This window comes from Candidatus Poribacteria bacterium (genome assembly GCA_021295755.1).
Taxonomy (GTDB): Bacteria; Poribacteria; WGA-4E; order WGA-4E; family PCPOR2b; genus PCPOR2b.
The window spans coordinates 1-24,789 of sequence record JAGWBT010000025.1; the positions used below are offsets into that span (position 1 = coordinate 1).

Genomic DNA, 24,789 nt, shown 5'->3' on the forward strand with positions numbered 1-24,789 from the left:
CAGACATCGCCGAAATCGAAAATCCGAATGGGCATGAGGTTATGACGGCGGACATCGCCGACCTCGACCAGATGCAGCGCGCCTGCGAGGGGATGGACACGGTTGTCCACCTCGCCGCCGATCGCAGTCCAGCAGCGGACTTCTACGAAACCCTGTTGTCGCTGAACATCATCGGCACATACAACGTCTTCCAAGCAGCAAAAGATCAAGGCTGTGAGCGCGTCGTCTTTGCCAGCAGCATCAACGCAATGTTAGCCTATCCACCCGACCTATCCGTTACTTGGGATATGCCCGTCAACCCACCAAACGTCTACGGCGTAACCAAATGTTTTGGCGAAGCGCTGGGACAATGTTTCGCACACGACGGGCTGTCGTCAATAGCAATTCGTATCGGCGGAATTAAACGAGAGGGTGAACCAAACAGAAATCAAGGCGATATGGGACAGGGCTGGATCAGCCAACGCGATCTAGCACAACTGATAGGGTGCTGCATTGATGTCGAAGGGGTCGATTTCGCAATCGTACACGGGCAGAGCCGGCACAAAACCCCACGACTCGACATCTCCCATACCTGCGAAATCCTCGGCTACGAACCCCAAGACGGCACAATCTAAAGTAGTAGGCACACGCCGTGTGCCGTAACCCTTGTGCATATTACGACATATTTGCGTAGGGGGTTTCCCGCCCATCAACACCCCTCTTACACCGACAGAATCTGAATTCCTGTAGGGGCAGATCTTGTGCCTGCCCAAAATATAAAACTAGCGGTAAGTTAAATCTGGTTTTCTCGTTATCTCGTCTTCTCGTTTTCACGCCGAGACTCGACAATCGGCTTTGGGTGTAGACGAATGTTACCGCCGAAGGTACGTAGCTTAAGCACCGGTCCCCCGCCGTTAATCGCACCCTGTAACCTGTTTTCGCGTATTTTGCCCTGCACAATGATGGGAACATCAGTGGATACATGACCGCCGCTTGCCTGAGCCTCCACATCAATGGCAATATCCTCAACAAGGTAGGCAGTCACGCTTCCCCCTGATGTCTCCAGCGAGCAACCCTCTTCAGGTTGGCGAGAAATATACGTTTTGATAGAGCCACCGAATGTCTTCGCGTTGATGCTCCCCATCACCTCTTCAACCGTAATGCCACCGCCAGAAGTTTTCGCATTGACACCGCCTGCCCTATCAATGCGAATCGATCCGCCGGTAGTTACGGCTTCTACCGCTCCTCCCACGCTTCCAATCGTGATCCCGCCGCCGGAGGTCTTGGCATTGACACTGCCAGTCGCCTCATCAATGCGAATCGATCCACCGGAGGTTATGGCTTCTATCGCTCCCTCCACACTTCCAATCGTGATCCCGCCGCCGGAGGTCTTGAGGTCAACATCGCCTTCCGTTCCTTCTAATTTAATGTTGCCGCCCGTAGTCTGCCCCCAAACGGGCCCTTTGATGCTTCCGATTTGGAGATTGCCGCCCGCCGTTTGGCTGCGGACCTCACCTTCCAGATCTCCAATGGAAATGCCCGCCCCTAAAGTTTTCAAATCAACGTTGTACCGTTGCGGCACGGTAATCAAGAATTTAATCCGCAATCGATTTCTTTCCCGATTCCATCGCCGGCGATTCTCCTGATCGTACTCCGCTCTGATTGTAACTCCATCGTCACTATGGTCAAAGGTGATTGCGAGATCCTCAAGGACCTCTTCAACGCTCCATTTGCCACCTCTTTTGACCTTCCTTTCAATCTCTACATCAACAAAGTCGCGGTCTGCCGTGCGAACCTCGATTGAACCTCTTTCTGCATCAATCGTCAAACGTCCACCGGAAGCGACTTGAAACGACCTCTCAATGTTATTTTCAACAGCAGCATCAGCAATAGCTAGTCCTGCAAATAGTACGCTTTGTAAAATCAGCATGATTTGAAATTTACCAAATCCCATCCACATGATAACCTCCCTAAATTGCTAGTAGTGGGTACTGTACGTATCATAGGTATCCGAACCTACAATCAATCCCGTCTTCTCGTTTTCATGCTTCAAGGTTCCTGCCGTTTCAAACGAATCGACCCATTCGTGCTCCGCAATTTAACAACCGCCTCACCACCCTCGCCAATTTCGCCTTTGAGTTGACTGCTGATCTTCCCAATAACAGGGATAGGGAAATCAGAATGCACCCGTCCTCGTCTCGCTTCGGCATCGAGCTGCCCAGCAAAATCCGCGGGAAGCGTTACATCGATGGAGCCGTTGGTCGTCAGCGCAGCCATAGAACCAATACAACGGTGCACCTCCACCCCTATCGTGCCGTTGGTCGTCGAAAACTCCGCATCGTCGGTCAGCAAACCGATCTCGGCTTTAATTGACGTATTGGTCGTACGCGCATGAATCGGACCTGTATCGCCCTCCAATTCTATGATACCATTAACAGTGGTCGCATCAATCGCTCCGCTGATCCCGCTAATCTCAATCTGACTGTTGACGGTCCGGAGATTCACATCAACCTCCCGCGGCGTTTCAATCGCATAATGTACAGCGAGGCTGACACCTTGGGGGGGAGGCGGGTGTTCGGTGAAAATCCGAAGCTCATTCCCGATCTGTTCTGCGCAGACTTCGACCTGTTCGGCAAATTCCGCTGCGACAGCCCTTCTCCCACGAACCTCCTTCCACGCACGCACAGCAACCTCATCTCGGTCTGAGCCTTCGAGCGTGATCCGCCCGTTGGCGGTTTGTGCGTCAATCTTGGTGATGCCCGTGCCCTCAAATATGTCCAGCTGCTGCTTGCCTCTCCGTTTTTCATCGTCTTCGTCGGCGATGTCAGCAATATCGGAGACGGAATCAACAGTTTCAGAAACAGATGACTTCACCTGATCAACCACCTCGTCGACAACTTTTTTCACATCCGGCAGTTTCACCGATTTAATTGCATTACTCACCTCAACTTCAATCTCCCGCCCAACATCCTGAAACATTTCCGTCATCTCTTGCACAAAGTCCTTCTCCTGCTTAGGTTTTTCATCTTCAGTATCAGTCTCTTCTTCGGGCGCATCAGCCTCGTCAAGGGCACGTAACAACATCTCTGCCTCCTCCGCACTGATCTTCCCCTCCGCAAGCATTTTAAGCACTTCAAGTCTATCTTGACGCATTGCTACCTCCTCCTTTCGTCATCTGACTGTTGATTAAACCGATTGCTCAATGGTTCTATCCACTTCGTGGGTATCTTCCGAAGCCACAACCCCATGGCAACGGAGGTCAATCCGTCCGTGATGGTTGGTTACCTGAAGGTTTGCCCCATTTTCGCTAAGGGACGCTGTAAACTGTTGACCGCGTTTCCCCTTCGTTAGATCTCCCTCAAACTCTGAGGAGATACTCCCACGATGGGTTGACGCCTGAATCGACGCAAAGGCATCCGCGGGTGCGATAAGGTCCACTTTTGCATGACGCCCCTTGATGACGCAATCCCCGCTTAAAGGTGACACTACATCGAGATGGGTGTCTGCATGCTTCCCGTCAATGTGGAATGTGTCACGTACCCCCTTAAGTGCAATTCGTCCGTGGTTCTTATCCACCAAGATGACGCCACCCACCGAGTGGACAACAGCATCTCCATGCCGATGTTTCAGTGTGAGATCCCCTCCGAGCTCATCGAGTTCAAGGTTTCCGTGCCTATAGTCACCTTCAAAGCTACCACCGACTTTACCAAGTTCGGCATTCCCATGACCACCGTTAAAGCACACATTCCCTTGAATCGAATCCGCTTCGACGTTTCCATGGTGCGCATCTAAGTTCAGATCTCCACCAATTGCACCGAGAGAGACATTGCCATGTCGGTTGCCAATCGAAGTTGTCCCACGCGAATCGTGTACAGACACATTACCGTGCCGATTATCAAGTTCCAAATTCGTCTGCTGCGGGACAGCTAACCAATAATCAACACGGGCGCGTGAACCACTGTTCCGCCACAACTCCCACTCTTCCGGATAGTTTGTCGTAATCAAAGCCCGCGTCGCCCGGCCTGAAGCATCTTTGTCAGGCTCAATTCGGATCTCAATCTCTGAAGCGATCTCTTTCGCGGTCTCCTCATCCTTCGCCCACACACTGATCTGATAGTCGATTTGGAGGCTGTTTCTCGCCCATGATCTTACTTCAATATCGCCGTGTCGGTTATCGATTTCCAAGTCAAACTTTTCACCTGTTTCAAGCTGTACCTGGGCTCTCGGTTCTTCGTAACAGGCTCTGTGGTTCCTATCACGATGACGACGCGCTCCACGCTTTCTATCTCTAGCCGATTTTCTCAACACCCGGCTAAAATCACGCGAAGGCCCACCCTGATCTTTCAGCGATTCGGAACCAGCTTTTAATAGCTCAACAAAACTCTCTCGCTCGCCTTCAGACGGTGACTGTTCCTCAGAAACTTGCTGGGACTCATCAGGTGCGTCAAGGGTTCGCAGGAGCGATTCCGCCTCCTCAGCGGTAATTTTGCCTTCAGCCACCATTTTGAGAATGCTCATTCTTTCCCCGTTCATCGTTATTTCCCCCTTAATTGATTGATTAATTCCGTGGCCTCCGCTGCGGAGATCTCCCCTTGGTTCAGTTGCCTGAGGATCGCGCGTCGTTTGTCCGCCAACTCATCCGAATCAGGCGATTCCGCATCCACCTCATACCCAAGTTCCTTGATGACAGCGTTCAACCGGCTACGAACGGTCGGGTAGGAGATCTCAAGCTCACGTTCCATCTCCCTGATATTACCTCGACTCTTGACAAAAACCTCAATGAAATCAAGGCTCTCCTGTGATAACCGACAGAAACGGCAGGTCGAATATTCGCTTTCAATCCGAGTATGACAAGAACGGCAGTGCAAACCCGTTATGGTCAGTTCGCCACCACATGTTGGACACTGCTCTAATACCTTTCGCAAAATTATCTCACTCCTTCACAGTTTAAGATTCCACATCACTAAAAAAATATAGCACAACCTAGATTGCCACCTGAGCTGCGCTAAGTTCTTTTTTATGTTTTACGCCTTACGCATTATTCTTCGTAGTAACTTGAGCTAACTCAATCTTTTTGACGCCACCTACAACAATATAACACCATATCATTAAATTATCAATATATTTTTATAAAATATCCCAATTTTTTCCAATTTAACTTTATAAATAGTAACCATATGTTAAAATACTTAATATCAGCTCAGGATGATTAGGGGGCGGAGGCCCATTTGCCCACGACCTTTTTCACAGCGAAAATGGCGAATTCTGTGTGTAATTTGTGTAATTTTACCGGAATTGTTATCTATCGAAAGTCCACCGGTATCGTAGGTTGGGTTGAACAGGAATCGTGAAACCCAACACAAATGAACCAACACAATCCCAAGGAGTCTGTTACGGCAAACGGGTTGTAGGGAACAACGATCGTTGTTCCCTACGCTGGATGGATAGATGTCTCTTTGCTCCAAAGGAGCAATGTGTCTATAGAATCGCGATACGCCTAACAATCGCGCTCCAGAGGAATGCCATGTGCAGGGTTTATTAATCCAATGAACCAATGAACTAGTGAACCAAGGTATAATGAAATGGGCACAGGGATAGGGAAAAAATTGAAGGAAGAGGAAGTACCACATTCCCGTAGGTCGAGATTCACATCTCGACATTAGTTTGTCAACTTTAGTATGTCGACTTGGGAACATCAATCAACTAGAAGGGAAGCGATTTTGCCTGCTTTTTTATTCTCTGCGTTCTATGTGTCTCTGTGGTTAATTTAGGGAAGGCGAGACAGTTGAAACTCGATCAGATCCAGCTATACACCGCTGAACGTAGCACAAGACTCATGATGGGCCAAAAACACCCTATCAACGCCTCACCGAGTACCAACCCAACAAAGAAGGGCATCCCACGGCGATACCCCTTGATACCGCCATGCTTGAGTAGCACCCATTTCGCAGCCATCCCGATTAACAGAGGGAACCAGACGAGGTTCATTGTACCGGGGGCGACGCCGACAATATAGCCGGCAGGGTGAAGCGGGCACCATACAAATCGGGCACGGAGAAACATAATTCCCATGTTCACTAGAAAGCCTATGCCAAGAACTGCCATCGCCAACCAATCCGTGGGTTTCGGATTAATCAACCATGAGGACAGGAAATTGTACGCCTCCGCACCGCCAGAATGAATCTGCTCTGAACCCGCCGCAACCCCTTCCTTGTAAATCGTATAAGGATACAGGATGAGGCTCGATTCAATCCCCACGATGCTAGCGATGACCAACACGATGAGCATTGTCCGGTTGTTGATGCCGGTGCGTTCAGCGAGTTTGAACGCTTCCATCTGATCAGGCATCGGGTGTGTCCGAAACGATGCGTAACTCGCTCCACTCAACCAATTCAGCAAGGAAAGCATCGTCAGATTTCCCGCCCGGAGCCGGCGCGTGCCGAACATCGAGATTGTCAGGTATTGAGGCGTGACATAACCGACCGCCTGAATCGGAGGCCCCAACTCTGCTCGCATGCGTGTCAATCCTACAATAATTAGCAGATAGATAGAGATGAAAATGATACAACCCCAGACAGACATACCGCATTTTATGCAGAAGCCCATCAACACCAAAAGGCACAGAAACAATGTAATGACCGTGGTGCGGTAAGAGAGCGGCTCCGTCGCTTCATCCTCGCGGTCCGGGCGAAACACACGAGAGAAGACTTGCGCGAAATGTCTTCTGCCGCTCCAGCACGTGATAAGCAGCAGCGCAAACAGTGCGCCAGTGCCCTGCTCACCGAAGAACGGATATCCCGGCAGGTGCATGATACCCACCATGCTCCCGTATAGCAGCTGCATCTTTCCGAATAAATAGAAAAACGCACAGGAAAAGGAGAGGTCCAGGGGAAGGATAAAGCCGAGCCCAATCATATAGGGGTGCAGCCGCAACGGCATACTCCCCAACGCGCTCCACGGTTTCTGCGTAAAGTAGATATTGAGATCGTATTGCTTGACAGGAATCGAAGGCAATGCAGGGAAGAAATACTGGAGCCCGTTGAGCATATTGATCCCCGCAGCAATTCCAAACCCCATCCAAAGCAGACGGTTTTTGAAAATCGCTCCGTTGTCCGCCGTGATTTCAAGCGGGATTTGGATCACGGGATACGCCAATTTCTCATGCACCACCCACTGCCGCCTAATCAGAGAAGTCAAACACAGAAAAATCAGCATCAACGAGAAGATAACAATCGACCACGATAGGATGGGCGTGATCCAATATCGAAAGTAACCATCCCTGAAGAAGTCGACTTCGCCCTCAAAAAAGTCGGTAACCGCCCTCAGATCTGAAACAACCAACCACGGTGGCAGGTGACGGAATAGCAGCGCTTCCCAATCGTTTTCAGGGGTCGCAAAACGGAAGGCATACGGGATGAGTCCCATCAGGCGAGGCATGCAATCATGCCCAGAGAACGCACTCCCCACCGCCAGCATCCCATAGATAACTAACAGATCTTGGCGGCTGAGTGCAGCACTCGGAGCGATCTGACGCACAATGATATTCAACCCCGTAATCACGAGGAGCGCAAACATAACGTTGACTGACAACGTAACGATCGTCAGGTGCGCGGTATGCCACAACATCTCAATGTAAGCAATCCAATAGCTGTTGGCAATAATCAGTATCACACCAATCAGCACTGCACGCTTGCTAATTCTGGTAGAAGATTCTTGTCTAAGCATCTTGAATTCAGCTAAAGCTGGGTGGCAGGTCTATCTTCCACTTCAGATGAGTGATATGTTTATTGAACCGATCAGCCAGTGGACCAACATAGCCCCGACGGGATGACACGAGTGTTTTTCGCTCCAGAGGAGCGATATATCTATAGAAGGAAGATAGATCCAAGCTCGTGCTCTAGAGGAGCACCATATGTTATCGAATGCGATAAGCGAAGCAATGAACCAATGAACTATTCTCTAAACAAAAATGGGAGCATAGGCATAAGATCCTGTCCAATAGCCCGATGCTCCCATTTTTTTGAAAAGTATAATCTTCATGGCGTACAAGCCGTATCGCGTTTCGCTCAACGATTTTTGCACGCCAGATGAATCAAGTTTACGTATCGATAAATGACCTACTTCAAAATCAGCATCTTCCGTGTCGCCGAAAAGTCGGGGGTCTGCAGACTGTAGAAGTAAACCCCTGAGGCAACCTGCTCACCCATGTTGTTGCGACCATCCCAGTACGCCGCTGTCGAACGCGTCATATAGAACCCTTGTTGCTTAAAGCCGAGATCGATAGTTCGTACAATACTACCAGACGTGTCGTAAATCTGGAGAGCGACATCTGCTGATTTCTCAAGCTGGTACGGAATCCACGTTTCAGGGTTGAACGGATTCGGGAAGTTTTGTCCCAATATCGTCCTTGCCGGATGCATATCGCCAACAGTCAACGATAAACTCAGGTAAGCCTTCCGAAGGTCTTCAACCCCAACTTTATGTATGAAGGGACCTGAAACGATATTTCCCATATCATCGAATAGCATAACCTCTAGCGTATCGCCAGCTTCAATGACGCTCTGTCGTGACAGATCTGCCCAGACTGTGTTGAACTCCCCGTGGTTGCTCGAAACCAGTCTTGTTGCAACTTCACCGGTGCGATGATTCTTCGCAACAACCGTGTAGGACACACCAACCTCAGTTTCTAGCAAATCACCACTAACAACAAACGCCCATGTCGGACTCGGAAGTTCGATACCCGGCGCGGCTGCGGTATCTTCCATCGTGTTATCCCACGCCGTTCCTGTAAAGGTAACCATACCACCATCGGGGACGTTGACGATGTATCCCTGACCGCCTTCGATCGCGAAGCCATCACCCTCTTGGTCTGCGGTGAACCCGACAAATTCCTGCATCGCCGTGTCCAGCTTAATCACTATAGTTGCATCAATCATCTCAGCAAACGAACTCGCCGTATAACGTTCCGCCGGCATCAGAGGCAAAGAAATCATGTTTAACCCAGGCGCCAACGCCATTTTAAACATACTCTTAGGCTCTGTAGGGATCTCAGGCTCCGTGGGTGGTTCAGGCTCCGTGGGCGGTTCAGGTTCTGTAGGCGGTTCAGGTTCTGTAGGCGGTTCGGGCATCTCAACCATCGCTTCAACAGCCACGGTTGCGGTAGGCTCTGTCCAACCGAACGCAGCTCCTACATCAGCGGCACCAGCGATGCCGGGATGAGCCATAATGGGGTCTGCAGTTGGTGCACGTTCACCACCACCAAATGGGGGTCCCGGAACATGCGTCGCCAACTCGTTGTTATCTTCCGTACCCGCGTCATAGGATATTAGATCCATTGTGAACGAGCGTGGATTGCCATCTTCGTCGAAGAGCGGCAAACTGTTTGCGAGAACAATGCCGTCGTTGGTTTGCACAAGCATCGTCGCCAATGAGAGATACCCCATATCGGAGCTAGCACTGACCATCGCTGAAGCGGACGCACCGGGGAGCACTACCTCTGGCGTAGAAGTGGAAAACGCATGGACACTACCCACTGCGTCTGACCCCATAGCCAATTCAGCGAGCGGACCATTGTTGCCCGTTTCCGCCAATATGCCAAGTTGCATACTGGCTAGCTCACCTGATGCACCGATTGAAAATCCATGACCGTGTGTCACAAAAATCGGCGGCGAAAAAATCTGACCGCCTTGAGTCGGAACACCCATAGTGAGGTTTGTTAGTGTTACCTTAAACTCAACAGCCTCGGGCATTTCAGGCGTTTCTGGTTCTGCGGGGGTCTCAGGTTCTGCGGGGGTCTCAGGTTCCGCAGGCGCAGGTCCGGTAACCATACTACCTTCGACCATCACAGCTATCGGAGTCGCTGTTGGATCGGAAATAACCGCTTCCAGCCCAATTGCCGAACTCTTGACTTCGACAACTGTAAATGTCACGGTGGCAAGTGTGCCATCCCCATCTGCTGTACCACTAAGAGCGGTTGCAGCGAGTTTCGCACTCGCATCGGTAACAACCGCGGGCACGGCAAACGCACCGGCGGGCAGGTAATCACCATTCGTGATGCTGACATACGAGAGCGCGGTTGAATCAAATGTCACGGTCACCTCATAGCCAAAGATATTCATTCCGCCCGCGATATTGATATTGAGCGTCAACTGCTCGCCAGCCGCTGGAGATTCAACCGATGCTGGGTCTATTGAGATCGATTGACCATAAACACCTTGAACTACAAGTAACATAAATAAAGCTAAAATGACAAAAAACTTACTTAGATTGGCAATCTGACGTTTCACCAGATAACTCCTTTCATCCTTGTGGAGATTAATTCCTTAGTTGTGTTGTACGTTGCCTATATGGCAAAACTATTCTCTATTATCATTCATTAATTGGATCTTTTACAAGAACGAGGATTATTATAAGGGATTCTCTAAATTTAGGCAAGGTTTTTTTGTTAAAAACAGATCTATCAAACGGTAATCAGAAAAAAAAATGGTACTGCCTTGCATTCTAGGCACAGGCTAAAGTCAATTTTCTATACCTCCAAGGCATCCGTACCTATTGGGTTATCTGACTGTTCAAACCTATCACGCTTCACGTTTTACGTCTTCCTTCATCCGACCAATCAACGTCCGGTTCATCCTGTCGCGAATCTCATTAATCCTTTCGGACGTCCACTCGTAGAACCCCTCTCCCGACTTGACACCGAGTTTGTCACCCTCAACCATTTCGCGAAGGAGCGGGTTAATCTCGGACGAACTATTGAGATCCTTGTATAGCTCCTCAAACGCTGCAAGGACGAGATCCCACCCCGCCAGCTCAAACACCTGAAACGGTCCCGCAACACTCAAACGACGTCCAAAGCTGTTACGGACCACCAGATCGACATCCTCCGCAGTGGCGATGCCCCGCTCAACGATTGAGAACGCTTCGCGGATCACCGCAGCTTGTAGACGGGGCCCCACAAAACCGGGAACCTCCTTCTGGATAATTGCCGGTGTCTTCCCAATCTTCACCATCAGATCATACGCCACCTGTAACGTCTCGTCCGAGGTCTTCGGACTACGAATCAGCTCAACGAGCGGGATGAGATAGGGCGGATTAAAATAGTGGGTGTTCAAAATCTTATCTTGGCGTTGGGTAAACGCACCAATCTGCGAAGGCATCTGTGCTGTCGTGTTGCTGGCAAGAATCGTGCGCGGTGGGCAGATCTGATCCAGTTGGCGGAACACCTCCTGCTTGAGTGGCAGATTCTCAATCACCGCTTCAATGACAAAATCCGCCTCACTCCCAACGACTTCAAGCTGGTCTGACCCATGAATCCGATTGAGCGTCTCATCGATCTGATCCGGTTTGGCAAGGTCATTTTCCACAAATACCTGAAGGTTGTCTCGTATCCGCTCTATTCCAGCGTCCACCTGCGTTTGGCTCACATCGTGCAGGTGAACCTGATAGCCGGCAAACGCAAATTCTTGGGCGATCCCATGGCCCATCAAACCCGCCCCAATCACAGCAATCTGCTGAATTTCATCAAGTGTCATACAACTCCTTTTCAACCTCATCCAGATCCAATCTTCCCTAGCTTTAAGCACAATGCAATATAGGATTCATCGGTTAAATGCACCAATGCACCAATAAACTTTGGTTATCAAACACCCCACCGTTTTCGCATCTCCTCCATCGGCACCGTTTCGCCCTTCGTCCAAGCATAATGCGCGATCGGATCATCTCCAATCCAACGTTCATCCACAGGTTCGTCGGCGCGTTGATAACGCGTGTCGGTGCTAAGACGAAATCGGTGGGTTGTGTTATCTAACGACCCGTGCATCGTGAACATACTGAAGATAAGCACATCCCCCATCTCAAACGAACTCGTACCCCACTGCCCACCGTAGCGATCCGCCAATTCGATAGGGTCATACGAAAACGAACCGGTCACATGATCACGATCAACGTCCATCTTGCCGTAAGTCTCCTTGAGTATCTCAAAACGGTGGGAGCCGACGAGAACCACCAACGGACCCATTTCGAGCGGTACATCGCCGATCGGCGTCCAACAGGTAACGAGTTGTTGCGTACCACGTCCCATGTAGACGATATCATAGTGTGCACCGGTGAACCCTCCCGGACCAACCACACGCAACCATTTATAATCGTAGGTGATGACCGGCGCATCGTAGAAAGCTTCACAAAAGTCCATGATCTCCGGCGATTCAACCAGATTCAGAAATGGAGGTTCATGGGTCACCGCTTTGTTGCCACCCATAAACATTCCGCGCTTGCCCTCTGCTGGCACGCCCTCCAATAGCGGATACGCTCGATTGAGTTGCTCATTTTCGTCCAATTTTTCGAGGAGAAATCGACGGGTTGCCTTGACCTTCTCCGGGTCGTGCAAGCCGCGAATCAGCAGATAACCGTCCTCTTCTAACCGCGCCTTAAGTGCCTCGCGGTCACCGAGCAGCTCGTTCGCTTCACGCAACCAACCGAGATACTTTCCACCTAATTCCATCTCTATCTGATTCATCGTTAGAATCATCTCAAGCCTCCGTTTTTCGCCCTTCCAAAATCTCGCTCCAAGGTTCAACAAAACAGCGGTCCGCCCACGCCTGATACAACTCGCTCAGTTCCTCAACCTGTTCTGGAAACTGCGCCGATAGATCGTTGCACTCGGTGCGATCTATCTCAATGTCGTAAAGTTCCCAATCCCCTGGGTACTTACACACCAACTTCCACTTCCCTTTCCGCACCGCTGCGTTGCCCTCATGTTCCCAAATGAGTGCCTCTTTAGCGTTATTTTCGTCATCAAAGACAGGCGTGAGGCTAGTCCCCGCCAACGGATAGATTGGAGTCCCGTTATGCTCATCAGGATAGGTTGCCCCAGAGATCTCAAGGCAAGTCGCCATGATATCGGGGAGTTGACCCGGCTGATGGCGCAGCGCTCCTTCTGTTTGAATCCGATCAGGCCAATGCACGATAAGCGGCGTCGCAATGCCACCCTCATGTACCCAATGCTTGTATTCGCGGAACGGGGTATTGGAAAGGTTCGCCCACGGAACACCATAGCTTTGATATGTGGTTTCCGGTCCCGGCATCATGCTCGGATCGTTCCCCCGATACACCGGTTGCCCATCGTGCGTCGTTTCGGTCTCGATTAAGCCGTCCTTCCCGACGCGATTCGCAGGTCCCTGAAGCTCCTCCGCACACCCACCGTTATCGGCTAGGAAAAGGATCAGCGTGTTATCCAATTGACCCGTCTCCTCCAACGCCGTCAGAATCCGACCAATCCCCTGATCCATCCGATCAATCTGAGCCGCGTAGACCTCCATCCGCCGCTGATTCCATTCTTTGTGCTCTGCTTCCTCCCAAGGCGGCTGCGTCGGATCTCGATCTGTCAACACCCACCCTTCGTCGAGGATTCCCATCTCCCGCATCCGCGCCAACCGTTCTTCGCGGAGTTGATCCCATCCCGCCGCGAAACGCTCCTCATAGCGTGCGATGTCTTCGTCGTGAGCGTGGAGCGGCCAATGGGGCGAAGTGTAGGCGACATAGGTGAAGAACGGCTGATCAGAAGTCTCCTCGGCATGGCCCCGGATAAACGCAGATGCCTCATCACTGATAGCATCGGTCAGAAAAAAGCCTTCGGGCAATTCGTCATGCGGAATATGCTCGTTATCGCGGGTCAGCGTGTTCGGCTTCCAATAGTTCGCCGCCCCTGTGATAATGCCAAAATAACGATCAAAGCCACGCTGAAGGGGCCAACTGTGTTTCGGTCCCTCCGGATCGGTGTGCCGTGAGATATGCCACTTTCCGCTCATGTAGGTCCGATACCCCGCGGGTTTGAGGGTTTCAGCAATAGTGACACAGCGGTCATTCAGATCGCCTCGATACCCCTCTAAACCGTCGTCCATCATCATGTGTCCAACCCCCGTCTGATGTGGATGCAGCCCCGTCAGCATCGAAGCACGCGAAGGGCAACAACGGGCGGTATTATAGAACTGTGTGAAGCGCAATCCACCACGAGCAAGTCGATCCAGATTCGGGCTGTGGATCTCTCCACCATAACAACCGAGATCTGAATAACCCATATCATCGTTTAATATTAGAAGTATATTCGGTTTTTTCTCTTCATTCATATCTTTCCTCACAGGATACTTCAAGTTCTCTTAAAACGTGCTGCTAAATATATCTTCGGTCTTCCCGTAGGGGCGGGGTCTCTCCGCCCGCCAAGCACTCTACTTTTCGCTCTAGTTTGTAGGTTGGGCCGAACACTCATTGTGAAACCCAACACCGACCTATAACATTTTCTCATTGGGCGGGCATCTTGCCCGACTCCAACGATTCAACACAGCGAGATGTATTCGTAGGGAACGGAGATTCCCGTTCCTCTCTTTCGCTCCAGTTTTGAATCCCACCTGCCCCGATTTATTGGGGAAGAGCGCAATATATGTAATATTCACATGTACCAATGAACCAACATAGCCCCAGAGGGGCGACATGTTTATAGCAACGCCGAATCCCCACAACCCTAAGCCCCAGAGGGGTGACATGTGTAACATGCCTTTGATAGATCGCAAATTGCGTGATGTGCCAACCAATCCATGAACAAATTGCTTTCACGTTTCACGTTCAGTTTACCAAAGATCCATGAGAGGATCAAGCGAATTATTAGAAGTTTCCAATCGAGGCGTAAATGGCTTGACGTGAATCCTGTTTTGTGATAAATTCGTCTCTCAAAGTGTAGCGTCATCACCAACCTAATTAAAGACCAATACGCTATAACCCGCAAAAACCCGATGCTCCCACTCGACCTGCTCCGCTATCGAATTCAAGAAGACGCGGTTTGCCCCCGCTATGTGAACCCACAAAGCAGAAGGTATCGTGCAATCGCAAAGGATCTGATCGCGATTTACGCAGCACACCTCAACAAAACCAAAGGGTCACTCGATTCAGCACTAGCGGATTATGAGGCAGCTGACGTCAACTACCACGTCACGCGGGGGCTTGCCAAACTGCTCGAAGATCGATCGGAGATTACGATTCAATCCCCAATTGAGCCAGAGATACTTCGAGAAAAAATCTTCGCCTACGCCAGTAAACGCCATCCAGTTGTCACAAAAAGAGATAGGCTGCACCGAAATACACGTCCAAAGGCACTCGCGAAAATCGCTGAGGAGTTTAACATTTCGGGGGAGGCAGTGATGGAGGGCATGTATGCGGACCTAGAGGAGAACCGCCTCCTAATAGGGTTCGATCCACCAACCGCCGAGTGGCTGCTGGATCGGTATAACGTCGCACTCGCCCAAGCGATGCTCTACCGCGCCAGCGAAATGACAATCCGAATCTATCGCAACATCCCAACGAAATACAAGTTGGTGTTCCAATTCATCAAGTTTTTTAGGCTGATGCACGTCGTCGATGGGAACCATACCGACGGCTACCAAATCGTCCTCGACGGGCCCGCATCAATGTTTCGCCTATCTCAGAAGTACGGAATTCAGATGGCACTGTTCCTACCCGCGCTGTTACACTGCGACCGATGGTGGCTGGACGCAACAATCGTCATGAACCAAAAGGATCATCTCCGATTTAACCTCACCGACAAAGCTGGGCTACAATCCCACTATCGTGACCCCGGCGAGTTTGACAGCGAGCTAGAACGGCATTTCGCAACACAGTTCGATAAAATCGACACAGAGTGGATCCTTGAGCGCGAAACGGATATCATCAATCTCAAAGATACCGTCATGATTCCAGACTTCGCCTTCTTGCACCCCGATGGACGACGCGCCTTAATGGAAATCGTCGGCTTCTGGACGCCGGATTACCTCCAGAAAAAAATGTGGAAACTCAAACGCGCCGCTATGCCCAACATGATCATCGCTGTGTCAGATCAACTCAACTGTTCGACCGAAGATTTCCGAGACATCCCCGGCGAAGTGCTCTTTTTCAAAACGCGGATTAAGCCCAAAGACGTGCTGGAAAAAGTCGAAGCATGCGCTATTCCAGAGAACGATCAAGTACACCCGTAGGTTGAGCATCCTCGCTCACACGATTCTCTCGCATTTGCCCCACCCATAGTCCTACCTGCTTTGAATCTCGCGATAAATCTCAATAAAATCGGAATCGAAATGGAACTAATCTTTTCGGCGCGGGGTGATATGTATCGAATATCAGCAACTTAGCGCCCAAATGAAAGGCTCTCAATTTCTGATACGAGAGAACGCTGCCTTACCCTTTCCAGCAACCAATGTACCTTCGTTTCTCAAATCCATTTCTAACCCCAAAGGGACTCGATTCATGAGAAAACAACTTTTTCGTTTGACTTTACCTTGCTTAATTTGCCTGTCGATCTCGGTGGTTGCATCAGCGCAAATCGTATCCATCCCTGACTTCAATCTCCGCGCTGTCATTGCAAACAAACTCGGTAAAGCACCGGGTGCTGCCATCACTGTGGCGGACATGGCGTGGATAACCGACCTTGACGGCACTAATAGGAACATCCGCAATTTGACAGGGCTTGAACACGCAACCAATCTCATACGACTGTGGCTTCCAAAAAATAACATAACGGACCTCCGCCCCTTATCGGGATTAACTCGCCTGATAGAACTAGATCTTTTGAGCAACACCATATCCGACATCTCACCCCTAGCAAGATTAATCAACCTGAGAGGGCTGTACCTTCGGGACAATTATATATTCGATCTCTCGCCCCTAGTGGGATTAACGCAGCTGAAATACCTGAATCTTGGGGAAAACCGTATATTCAACATATTATTTCTACGGGGATTAACCCAACTGGAAGAACTGGGGCTTTGGACCAACTCTATAGCCGACATCTCACCGCTAGCAAGATTAATCAACCTCAGACTGCTGGATCTTGGCGAAAACGTCATAACCAATATCTCCGCCTTAGCAGGATTAATCAACCTTTCAAAATTGTGGGTTGACAACAACTCTATATCCGACCTGTCACCTCTCGTAGCAAACACGGGATTGAGAAATGGCGATACGGTTGATGTGAATAGAAATCCACTCAACAACGCCTCCGTCAACAGCCATATTCCCACACTCCGCAGCAGAGGGGTTACAGTTGAACTTGAAAGAATCCTAGTGCAACAGAACGCGGTGAACATACCCGACCCAAACCTCCGAAATGCCATCGAGCAGGTGCTCCGCAAAGCGCGAGGGGCAACCATCACTGTAGCAGATATGCAGACTTTGGACGCGCTTTACGCCGCTAATGAGAACATCCGCAATTTAACAGGGCTTGAAACCGCAACTAACCTAAGGGAACTGGGGCTTGAAGCCAACTTCATATCCGACCTATCACCCATATCGGGATTAACCAACCTGACATTCTTACATCTTCGGAACAACTCTGTATCGAACATCTCACCCATTGCGAGATTAACGCGACTCACATTCCTACATATTGGAACGAACCGTATATCCAACATCTCACCTCTAGCGGGATTAATTAAACTGACAGCACTAGGGGCTGGCCATAATAACATAACGGACATTTCACCCCTAGCGAGATTAACTAACCTAGCAAGGGTAGGGCTGCACAATAACTCCATATCCAACATCTCACCCCTTGCCGGATTAACTCAACTGACAGAACTACATCTTCACAACAACGCTATATCCGACCTCTGGCCCCTCGTCGCAAATACAGGACTGTGGAATGGAGATTCCGTGGATGTGAGCGAAAATCCACTCAGCGCACTATCATTCAATACCCACATTCCCACTCTCCAAAGTAGAGGGGTTACCGTTGCCTTTGACAACATCGTTGTGCCACCCAGAACGGTCAACATACCCGACCCCAATCTCCGAAATGCCATCCAGCGGGTGCTCCGCAAAGCGCGAGGGGCAACCATCACCGTAGCGGATATGGCGACCTTGCAGACACTTTACGCCACGAGTGAAAACATCCGCAATTTAACAGGGCTTGAACATGCAACCAGCCTAAGGGAACTGGGGCTTGCCGCCAACTCCATATCCAACATCTCAACTATAGCAAGATTAACAAACCTCACATCGCTAGATCTTCGGGATAACTTAATATCCAACATCTCACCCTTAACGGGATTAACCAATCTAACAGCACTAGGGCTTGGACAAAATAACATAACGAATATCTCGCCCCTTGCGGGATTAACTCGATTGACAGCACTCAATCTTTGGAACAACTCCATATCCAACATCTCACCCCTTGCGAGATTAACCAATCTGACAGCACTAAGGCTTGACAGCAACTTCATATCGGACATCTCACCCCTAGCCAGATTAACTCGACTGACAGAACTATATCTTGAGAATAACGCTATATCCGACCTCTGGCCCCTCGTCGCAAATACGGGATTGGGAAACGGTGACACGGTTGAGGTAACGGGAAATCCTCTCAGCACCGTATCTTTCACCACCCACCTCCCTACCCTCCGAAGCAGAGGCGTTACCGTTAAGTTTGACCAAGTCCAAGTCGTCGTGCCACCACCACCGCAATCCGTGAACATACCCGATCCAAACATCCGACATGCTATCAGGAAGGCTCTTGGCAAAGCACGAGACGCCGCCATTAGGATAGAGGACATGGCACGTTTGACCGAACTTGAGGTCACCCGCAAAACCATCACCAACTTAACAGGGCTTGAACATGCAACCAACCTAACAAGACTGGTGCTTCGGAACAACGCCATAGCCGACATCTCACCTCTAGCGGGATTAACTCAACTAACATTCCTACATCTTGGGTCGAACCGTATATCCAACATCTCGCTCCTTGCAAGATTAACTCAACTGAGACAACTATATCTTGAGAAAAACACTATATCCAACATCTCACCTTTAGCGGGATTAACCGATTTAACAACACTAGAACTTGGACACAATAACATAAGGGACATTTCACCTCTTGCGAGATTAACTAAGCTGGCAGCACTTGGGCTTCACAACAACTCAATATCGAACATCTCACCTCTGGAGAGATTAACTAAGCTGACAGAACTATATCTTCACAACAACTCAATATCCGACCTCTGGTCCCTCGTCGCAAATACAGGACTGAGGAGTGGAGACAAGCTGAATGTAAGGGGAAATCCACTTGGCGACCGATCCTTCAGCACCCACATTCCGACCCTCCAAAGCAGAGGCGTTAACGTTGAATCTGATCAAATCGTAGTATCGTCGAAAACCGTGAACATACCAGACCCCAACCTACGAAATGCCATTGAGCAGATGCTTGGCAAAGCACGAGGGGCTACCATCACTGTATCCGATATGCAGACTCTGGCTGCACTTTACGCCACGAGTGAGAATATCACCAATTTAACAGGTCTTGAAGCCGCAATCAACCTAAGAGAACTGGGGCTTGTAGACAATAACATAACAGACATCTCACCTCTAGCCGGATTAACCAAACTGAGACTGCTATGGCTTGACGATAACTCAATATCCGACATCTCTGCCATTGCAGGATTAATCAATCTATCAGAGTTGAGGCTTTTGAATAACTCAATATCCAACATCTCGCCCTTAGTCGCAAATACAGGGCTAGGGAGTGCAGACTGGATTGACTTGAGGGGAAATTTCCTCAACAACACAGCCTTCAACACCCACATTCCCACTCTCCAAAGCAGAGGAATCGTCGTTGAGTTTGACCAAATCGTAGTGCCACCGAAAATGGTGAATATACCCGACCCAAACCTACGAAACGCCATTGAGAAGGTGTTCGGAAAAACACCCGGTGCCACCATCACTGTAGTAGATATGGAGACTTTGACCACACTTAACGCCACCAATAAGAACATCCGCAATTTAACAGGGCTTGAAACCGCAACTAACCTAACAGAACTGGATCTTCAGAACAACTTCATATCCAACCTCTCACACCTTTCCAAATTAACTAAACTGCAAAGACTATATCTTCAGGACAACTCTATATCTGACCTCTCATACCTCGTCGGAAATATAGGACTGGGGAATGGAGACACGGTTAATCTGAAGGAAAATCCAATCAGCACTATATCCATCAACACCTACATCCCCACCCTCCAAAGCAGAGGGGTTAACGTTCAGTATGACGCGCCACCGAAAACGGTGAATATACCCGATACCAAACTCCGAAATATCATTGAGACGACTCTCCGCAAGGCGCCAGGTGCCACCATCACCGTAGCGGATATGGAACGGTTGACAAACCTTGACGGCACTAATAAGAATATTACCAATTTAACAGGCATTGAACATGCAACGAACCTAGAAAACCTATTGCTTATAAACACTAACATAACGGACCTCTCACCCCTTGCGAGATTAGCTAAATTGCACTATCTAGATATTGCGGACAATTCGATATCCGATATCTCACCCCTTGCGAAATTAACTAGACTGGGATACCTGAATCTTGCGGACAACTCTGTATCTGACATCTCACTCGTAGCAGAATTACACCAACTGTCATACCTGAATCTTGAGAACAACTCTATATCCGACATCTCATCCATCGTCGAAAATACAAAACTGGGGGATGGACACGAGATTTACCTGAATGGAAATCCACTCAGTGCACTATCCATCAACACCCACCTTCCCACCCTCCAAAGTAGGAAGGTTATCGTGGAGTTCGACGACACCGTAACGCGACCAGCAGATGTCAACGGCGATGGTGTCGTAAATATCTTCGATTTGGTCTCGGCTGTGTCCCGGTTTGGAAAGCAAGGACAGAATATAACGGCAGATGTTAACGGAGATGGCACTGTTAATATTCTCGATCTGGTGGTGATTGCAGGCATGTTTGATGGTGCAGCAGCTGCGCCTTCAGCACAGCCACAAGGAACACTCACGGTGGCAGAGGTCCGGGGTTGGCTGACCGACGCGAGGGCCCTTGAGGTTAAGGACCCCATCATGAAACGAGGGATTATGATGCTTGAACAACTCCTGATATCCCTAACACCAACAGAGACGAAGTTGTTGCCGAATTACCCGAATCCGTTCAACCCGGAGACGTGGATTCCGTATCGGTTAGCGGAGGATGCTTTCGTCACGCTGACCATCTATGACGGGGCAGGTCAGGTCGTCCGCACAATCGACCTAGGACACCAGACCGCCGCTGCCTACGAGAGCCGATCAAAAGCAATCTATTGGGATGGTAGAAACCAAGTCGGTGAGTCAGTGGCAAGCGGTGTGTACTTTTATCACCTATCCGCAGGCAATTTTTCTGCCACACGAAAAATGTTGATTCTCAAGTAGGGTTGCGGTATTATACATAGTGCCCCTCTGGAACGAAATGAACCAACATAGCCCCAGAGGGGCGACAGGCCTATCAAAATATATCACACCCGTAGGTTAAACCTACGAAGAGGAAACCTGAAAAATGGCTTTCACTGTAGAGGATTATCGTGATTTGGTCCAACTGCTATCCGAGCGTCCAGAGTGGCGATCGGAGTTACGGCAGCTGCTACTTTCTGATGAATTGCTAGCCTTACCCGAAATTGTTAGAGGATTAGCAGAAGCACAGCAGCGCGCCGAAGAACGACTCGCTAATGTCGAAGAACAACTATCTGAGATAAAAACCGCAATGCAACACCTGACTGAACAGGTAGCAGAACTGACTCGGGAGGTAAGAGAACTGACCGAGAACCAACAGCGGATAGATAATACAGCCAGCAGGTTAAAGGGTGAATCCCTAGAGTGGTCCTATCGCAACAAAATCTATGGGCACTTCGGATACCTCATGCGCCGGCTGAAGGTTGTTGATCTGTCCACAATCGATGAAGCATTAGAGACAACCCTCACATCTGGGGAATTTCGTGACGTTTTTCGTCTAGATCTGCTGGCTACCGGGCAGTTGCGGGAGTCTCCAAGGGGACCTGAGGTCTGGTTGGCAATAGAAATTTCATCGGTGGTGGATAGCAACGATGTGGATCGGGCGTGGCGACGAGCGAGTCTGATTCGACGGGTCAGCCCGCTTGTTTTACCCGTTGCTGCTGGAGAACGGGCGACAGCGGGAGCAGAGACCGCTGCCTGCGACCAGAATGTAGTCCTCATGACAGATGGACAGGCGCAGTTTTGGGATGTAGCTGTATCAGCATGGATTAATTCGTCATAAAAATAGAGATAGGCATGGGACAAAGAAACCCAGTTTTCAAGAAAAAACTCGGTTTCTCCGAGTACGGCAAGAAAGGAAAAACACAATGAACCCACCACCCCCCAAACAGACCGAAACAATAACGCTCGACGGAGAGGAAGTCGCCTTCACCGAGGGGGAAACCATCTACGAAATCGCAGAGCGGCATCGGAAGCAGGTGCCGACCCTCTGCTACGATCCACGCCTCGAAGCCTTCGGTGGATGTCGCCTCTGTGTCGTTGAACTCGAAGGGGCTCGAAACCCCGTCGCGTCCTGCACCACAAAGGCAACGCCCAGCATGGTTGTCCGTACAGCAACCGACGAGATTGAGAAATACCGAAAGACCCTGCTAGAGATGGTGACATCCGAAAACCGCGAACTCGATGTCGATTCCTTGCGCGGCTATGCCTCCCAAGAGCTGACAACGCTCGTCAACCGCTACGAAGCGCGCACCGGACGGTTTATCGGAGCACAGTCGGGCACAAGCAATACCGACGACAAAAATCCATTTATCCTGCGCGACTACGATCTCTGCATCTCCTGCTATCGGTGCGTCCGCGTCTGTGCCGAGCAGGAAGGGGACTACGCGATCAGCGTCATGAATCGCGGCTTTCACACACAGATTACCACCGAATTCAATGGAGAATTAAGAGATTCGGCGTGCACCTTCTGCGGTCAGTGTGTGCAGACCTGTCCGACCGGTGCCCTCGCTGACAAGAAGGCGATGCGTGCTGTTGATCGACCGGGCGAAATCGAGAAAACCCGCACCATCTGTCCCTACTGCGGAGTGGGCTGCTCAATTGATCTCCTGACCAAGGAAGATAGAATCGTCGGCATCCACCCAGCGATGGACGGTCCCGCAAACGAGGGCGCACTCTGCGTCAAGGGTCAGTTCGCCTTCGACTTTGTGCACCACCCCGACCGGCTGACTACCCCACTCGTTCGCGGCGAGGATGGAGAACTCCACAAAGCGAGTTGGGATGAAGCACTCGATCGCGCAGCCGAAGGCTTCCGACAGGTGAACGAGAAACATGGTAGACATAGCATCTACGGCGTCGCCTCCGGTCGCGCACCGAGCGAGGCAGCGTATCTCATGCAGAAATTCATCCGTGTCGGCTTCGGCACAAACTACATCGACAACTGTAGCCGTGCCTGACACGCCCCAACGGTTGCCGGTCTGGCAGCCACAATCGGACGCGGTGCGAGAAACCAGATGTGATTTTCTGTATCGGAACAAATATGACAGAATGCCACCCCGTCGCAGCGACACGGCTCAAAAAGGCTATCACAGGGGGTGCGAAGCTAATTGTCGCCGATCCACGGCGTATCGGTCTCGCAGAAATGTCAGATCTCTATCTACCCCTTCGGGTCGGATCGGATGTAGCACTTCTGCTCGGCATGGCACACGTCATCGCCCGCGAGGGGCTCATCGATCGAGACTTCATCGAAAATCGGACGACGGACAGCGACGCCTTCCTCGAACACCTCGTCGAATTTACGCCGACATGGGCGGAGGAGATCTCAGGGGTGCCTGCAAAGGATATCGAAACCGCCGCAAAATGGTACGGCGAATCGGGAAAAGCTGCAATCTACTACACACTCGGCATCACCGAGCATATCTGCGGCGTCGATAATGTGCAGAGCCTCTGTAACCTCGCCCTCATGACCGGCAACATCGGTCGTGAAGGCACCGGCATCAACCCGATGCGCGGTCAGAACAACATTCAGGGTGCAGGCGATAGCGGCGCGCTCCCGAACAACTATCCCGGTTTCCAGCCTGTTATTGACCCTGCGAACCGAGCCAAGTTCAAGGAGATCTACGGCAGAGAGATTGACATTGACAAGGGGATTACGAAAGTCACCGCACTCGACCTCTGCGGCGAGGAGATCCGTGCCATGCTAATCGATGGCGAAAACACGCTACTCTCCGACCCCGATCGTGTGCATTGCGAACACGCCCTGAGGAGCCTTGACCACCTCGTTGTCATCGACATCTTCCTGACCGACACTGCGGAACTGGCTGATGTCGTGCTGCCTGCGACCGCCTTTGGTGAAACGGACGGCGTTTGCTCGAACACAGAGCGTCGCGTCCAGCGTCTCCGTGCCGCCGTGCCGCCGCCGGGGCAAGCTAAACCTGATTGGTGGATCATCTGCGAACTTTCCAAACGACTCGGCTTGGGGGGATTTGACTTCGACGAACCGAAAGAGATCTTCAACGAATTGTGCAGCGTCTCACCGATTTACGCAGGCCTCGACTGGGACCGTATTGAAAACAGCGAGTACCAATGGCCCGTGCCGGACAAGGATCACCCCGGCACCCCCCGACTGCATGAAGGCGAGTTTGTGAACGGGCGAGGCATCTTCTCAATCGTGCGTTACCGCGATCCAGCGGAGACTATCAACGACGATTTCCCTATCTGGCTGACAACCGGGCGCAGGCTTCAGTCTTACCACACGCGCACACAAACCGGTCGCGCACAGGGCATCGACTATCTGCTCTCCGAAGAAGCCCTTGAGGTCAACCCCGCCGATGTTGAGGGATGGGGACTCAGAGATGGTGACTGGTGCGAGTTGTCGAGCGTCCGTGGCAGCGTGAAAGTCAAGGTGAAATCCACCAACCGCTCCCCGCGTGGAACGGTCTTTGCGAGTTTCAGTTTCAGCGACGTGCCTGTGAATATCCTCACCGG

15 protein-coding genes are annotated in these 24,789 nt (G+C 50.6%); 6 read left to right on the forward strand and 9 right to left on the reverse strand.

What is annotated here, in order from left to right; translation table 11 throughout:
• The coding region (locus J4G02_04920; protein MCE2393922.1) for an NAD(P)-dependent oxidoreductase at positions 1-614 on the forward strand (614 nt) is incomplete at its 5' end.
• Between the two features lie 176 nt (positions 615-790).
• On the opposite strand, the gene J4G02_04925 is transcribed toward J4G02_04920, so the two are convergent.
• The 9 genes from J4G02_04925 to J4G02_04965 form a co-directional block, all read right to left on the reverse strand.
• On the reverse strand, positions 791-1,933 hold the full coding sequence (locus tag J4G02_04925) for a DUF4097 family beta strand repeat protein (protein ID MCE2393923.1): 1,143 nt from the start codon (positions 1,931-1,933) through the stop codon (positions 791-793).
• Positions 1,934-2,028: 95 nt separating this feature from the next.
• Positions 2,029-3,132: a hypothetical protein gene (locus J4G02_04930; GenBank protein ID MCE2393924.1), complete on the reverse strand. Its 1,104-nt coding sequence runs from the start codon at positions 3,130-3,132 to the stop codon at positions 2,029-2,031.
• Between the two features lie 33 nt (positions 3,133-3,165).
• Positions 3,166-4,497 (reverse strand): hypothetical protein, encoded by a 1,332-nt coding sequence (locus tag J4G02_04935; GenBank protein MCE2393925.1) that lies wholly within the window; start codon positions 4,495-4,497, stop codon positions 3,166-3,168.
• 17 nt (positions 4,498-4,514) lie between these two features.
• Positions 4,515-4,904 carry a DUF2089 domain-containing protein gene (locus tag J4G02_04940; GenBank protein MCE2393926.1) on the reverse strand — a complete coding sequence of 130 codons (390 nt, stop codon included), beginning with the start codon at positions 4,902-4,904 and terminating at the stop codon, positions 4,515-4,517.
• 871 nt (positions 4,905-5,775) lie between these two features.
• Positions 5,776-7,704, reverse strand: coding sequence for a hypothetical protein (locus tag J4G02_04945; GenBank protein ID MCE2393927.1), 1,929 nt, complete (start codon positions 7,702-7,704; stop codon positions 5,776-5,778).
• Between the two features lie 392 nt (positions 7,705-8,096).
• Positions 8,097-10,265 carry a spondin domain-containing protein gene (locus J4G02_04950; GenBank protein ID MCE2393928.1) on the reverse strand — a complete coding sequence of 723 codons (2,169 nt, stop codon included), beginning with the start codon at positions 10,263-10,265 and terminating at the stop codon, positions 8,097-8,099.
• Positions 10,266-10,556: 291 nt separating this feature from the next.
• Positions 10,557-11,510 (reverse strand): 3-hydroxyacyl-CoA dehydrogenase family protein, encoded by a 954-nt coding sequence (locus J4G02_04955; protein MCE2393929.1) that lies wholly within the window; start codon positions 11,508-11,510, stop codon positions 10,557-10,559.
• 107 nt (positions 11,511-11,617) lie between these two features.
• Positions 11,618-12,505: a phytanoyl-CoA dioxygenase family protein gene (locus J4G02_04960; protein ID MCE2393930.1), complete on the reverse strand. Its 888-nt coding sequence runs from the start codon at positions 12,503-12,505 to the stop codon at positions 11,618-11,620.
• Position 12,506: 1 nt separating this feature from the next.
• Complete coding sequence (locus J4G02_04965; GenBank protein MCE2393931.1) at positions 12,507-14,102, reverse strand: arylsulfatase; 1,596 nt, start codon at positions 14,100-14,102, stop codon at positions 12,507-12,509.
• A gap of 660 nt (positions 14,103-14,762) precedes the next feature.
• Between J4G02_04965 and J4G02_04970 the strand changes: the two genes are divergently transcribed.
• From J4G02_04970 to J4G02_04990, 5 genes are all read left to right on the forward strand, one after another.
• The gene (locus J4G02_04970; GenBank protein ID MCE2393932.1) at positions 14,763-15,998 is read left to right on the forward strand and encodes a DUF790 family protein; all 1,236 of its coding nucleotides are present in this window, start codon (positions 14,763-14,765) and stop codon (positions 15,996-15,998) included.
• A gap of 268 nt (positions 15,999-16,266) precedes the next feature.
• On the forward strand, positions 16,267-21,225 hold the full coding sequence (locus tag J4G02_04975) for a leucine-rich repeat domain-containing protein (protein ID MCE2393933.1): 4,959 nt from the start codon (positions 16,267-16,269) through the stop codon (positions 21,223-21,225).
• A gap of 124 nt (positions 21,226-21,349) precedes the next feature.
• A complete protein-coding gene (locus J4G02_04980) occupies positions 21,350-22,084 on the forward strand; it encodes a hypothetical protein (protein MCE2393934.1) in 735 nt (244 codons plus the stop codon).
• Between the two features lie 85 nt (positions 22,085-22,169).
• Complete coding sequence (locus J4G02_04985) at positions 22,170-23,258, forward strand: (2Fe-2S)-binding protein (GenBank protein ID MCE2393935.1); 1,089 nt, start codon at positions 22,170-22,172, stop codon at positions 23,256-23,258.
• A gap of 59 nt (positions 23,259-23,317) precedes the next feature.
• Positions 23,318-24,789 (forward strand): molybdopterin-dependent oxidoreductase (locus J4G02_04990; protein MCE2393936.1); only part of this gene is annotated, 1,472 nt, incomplete at its 3' end.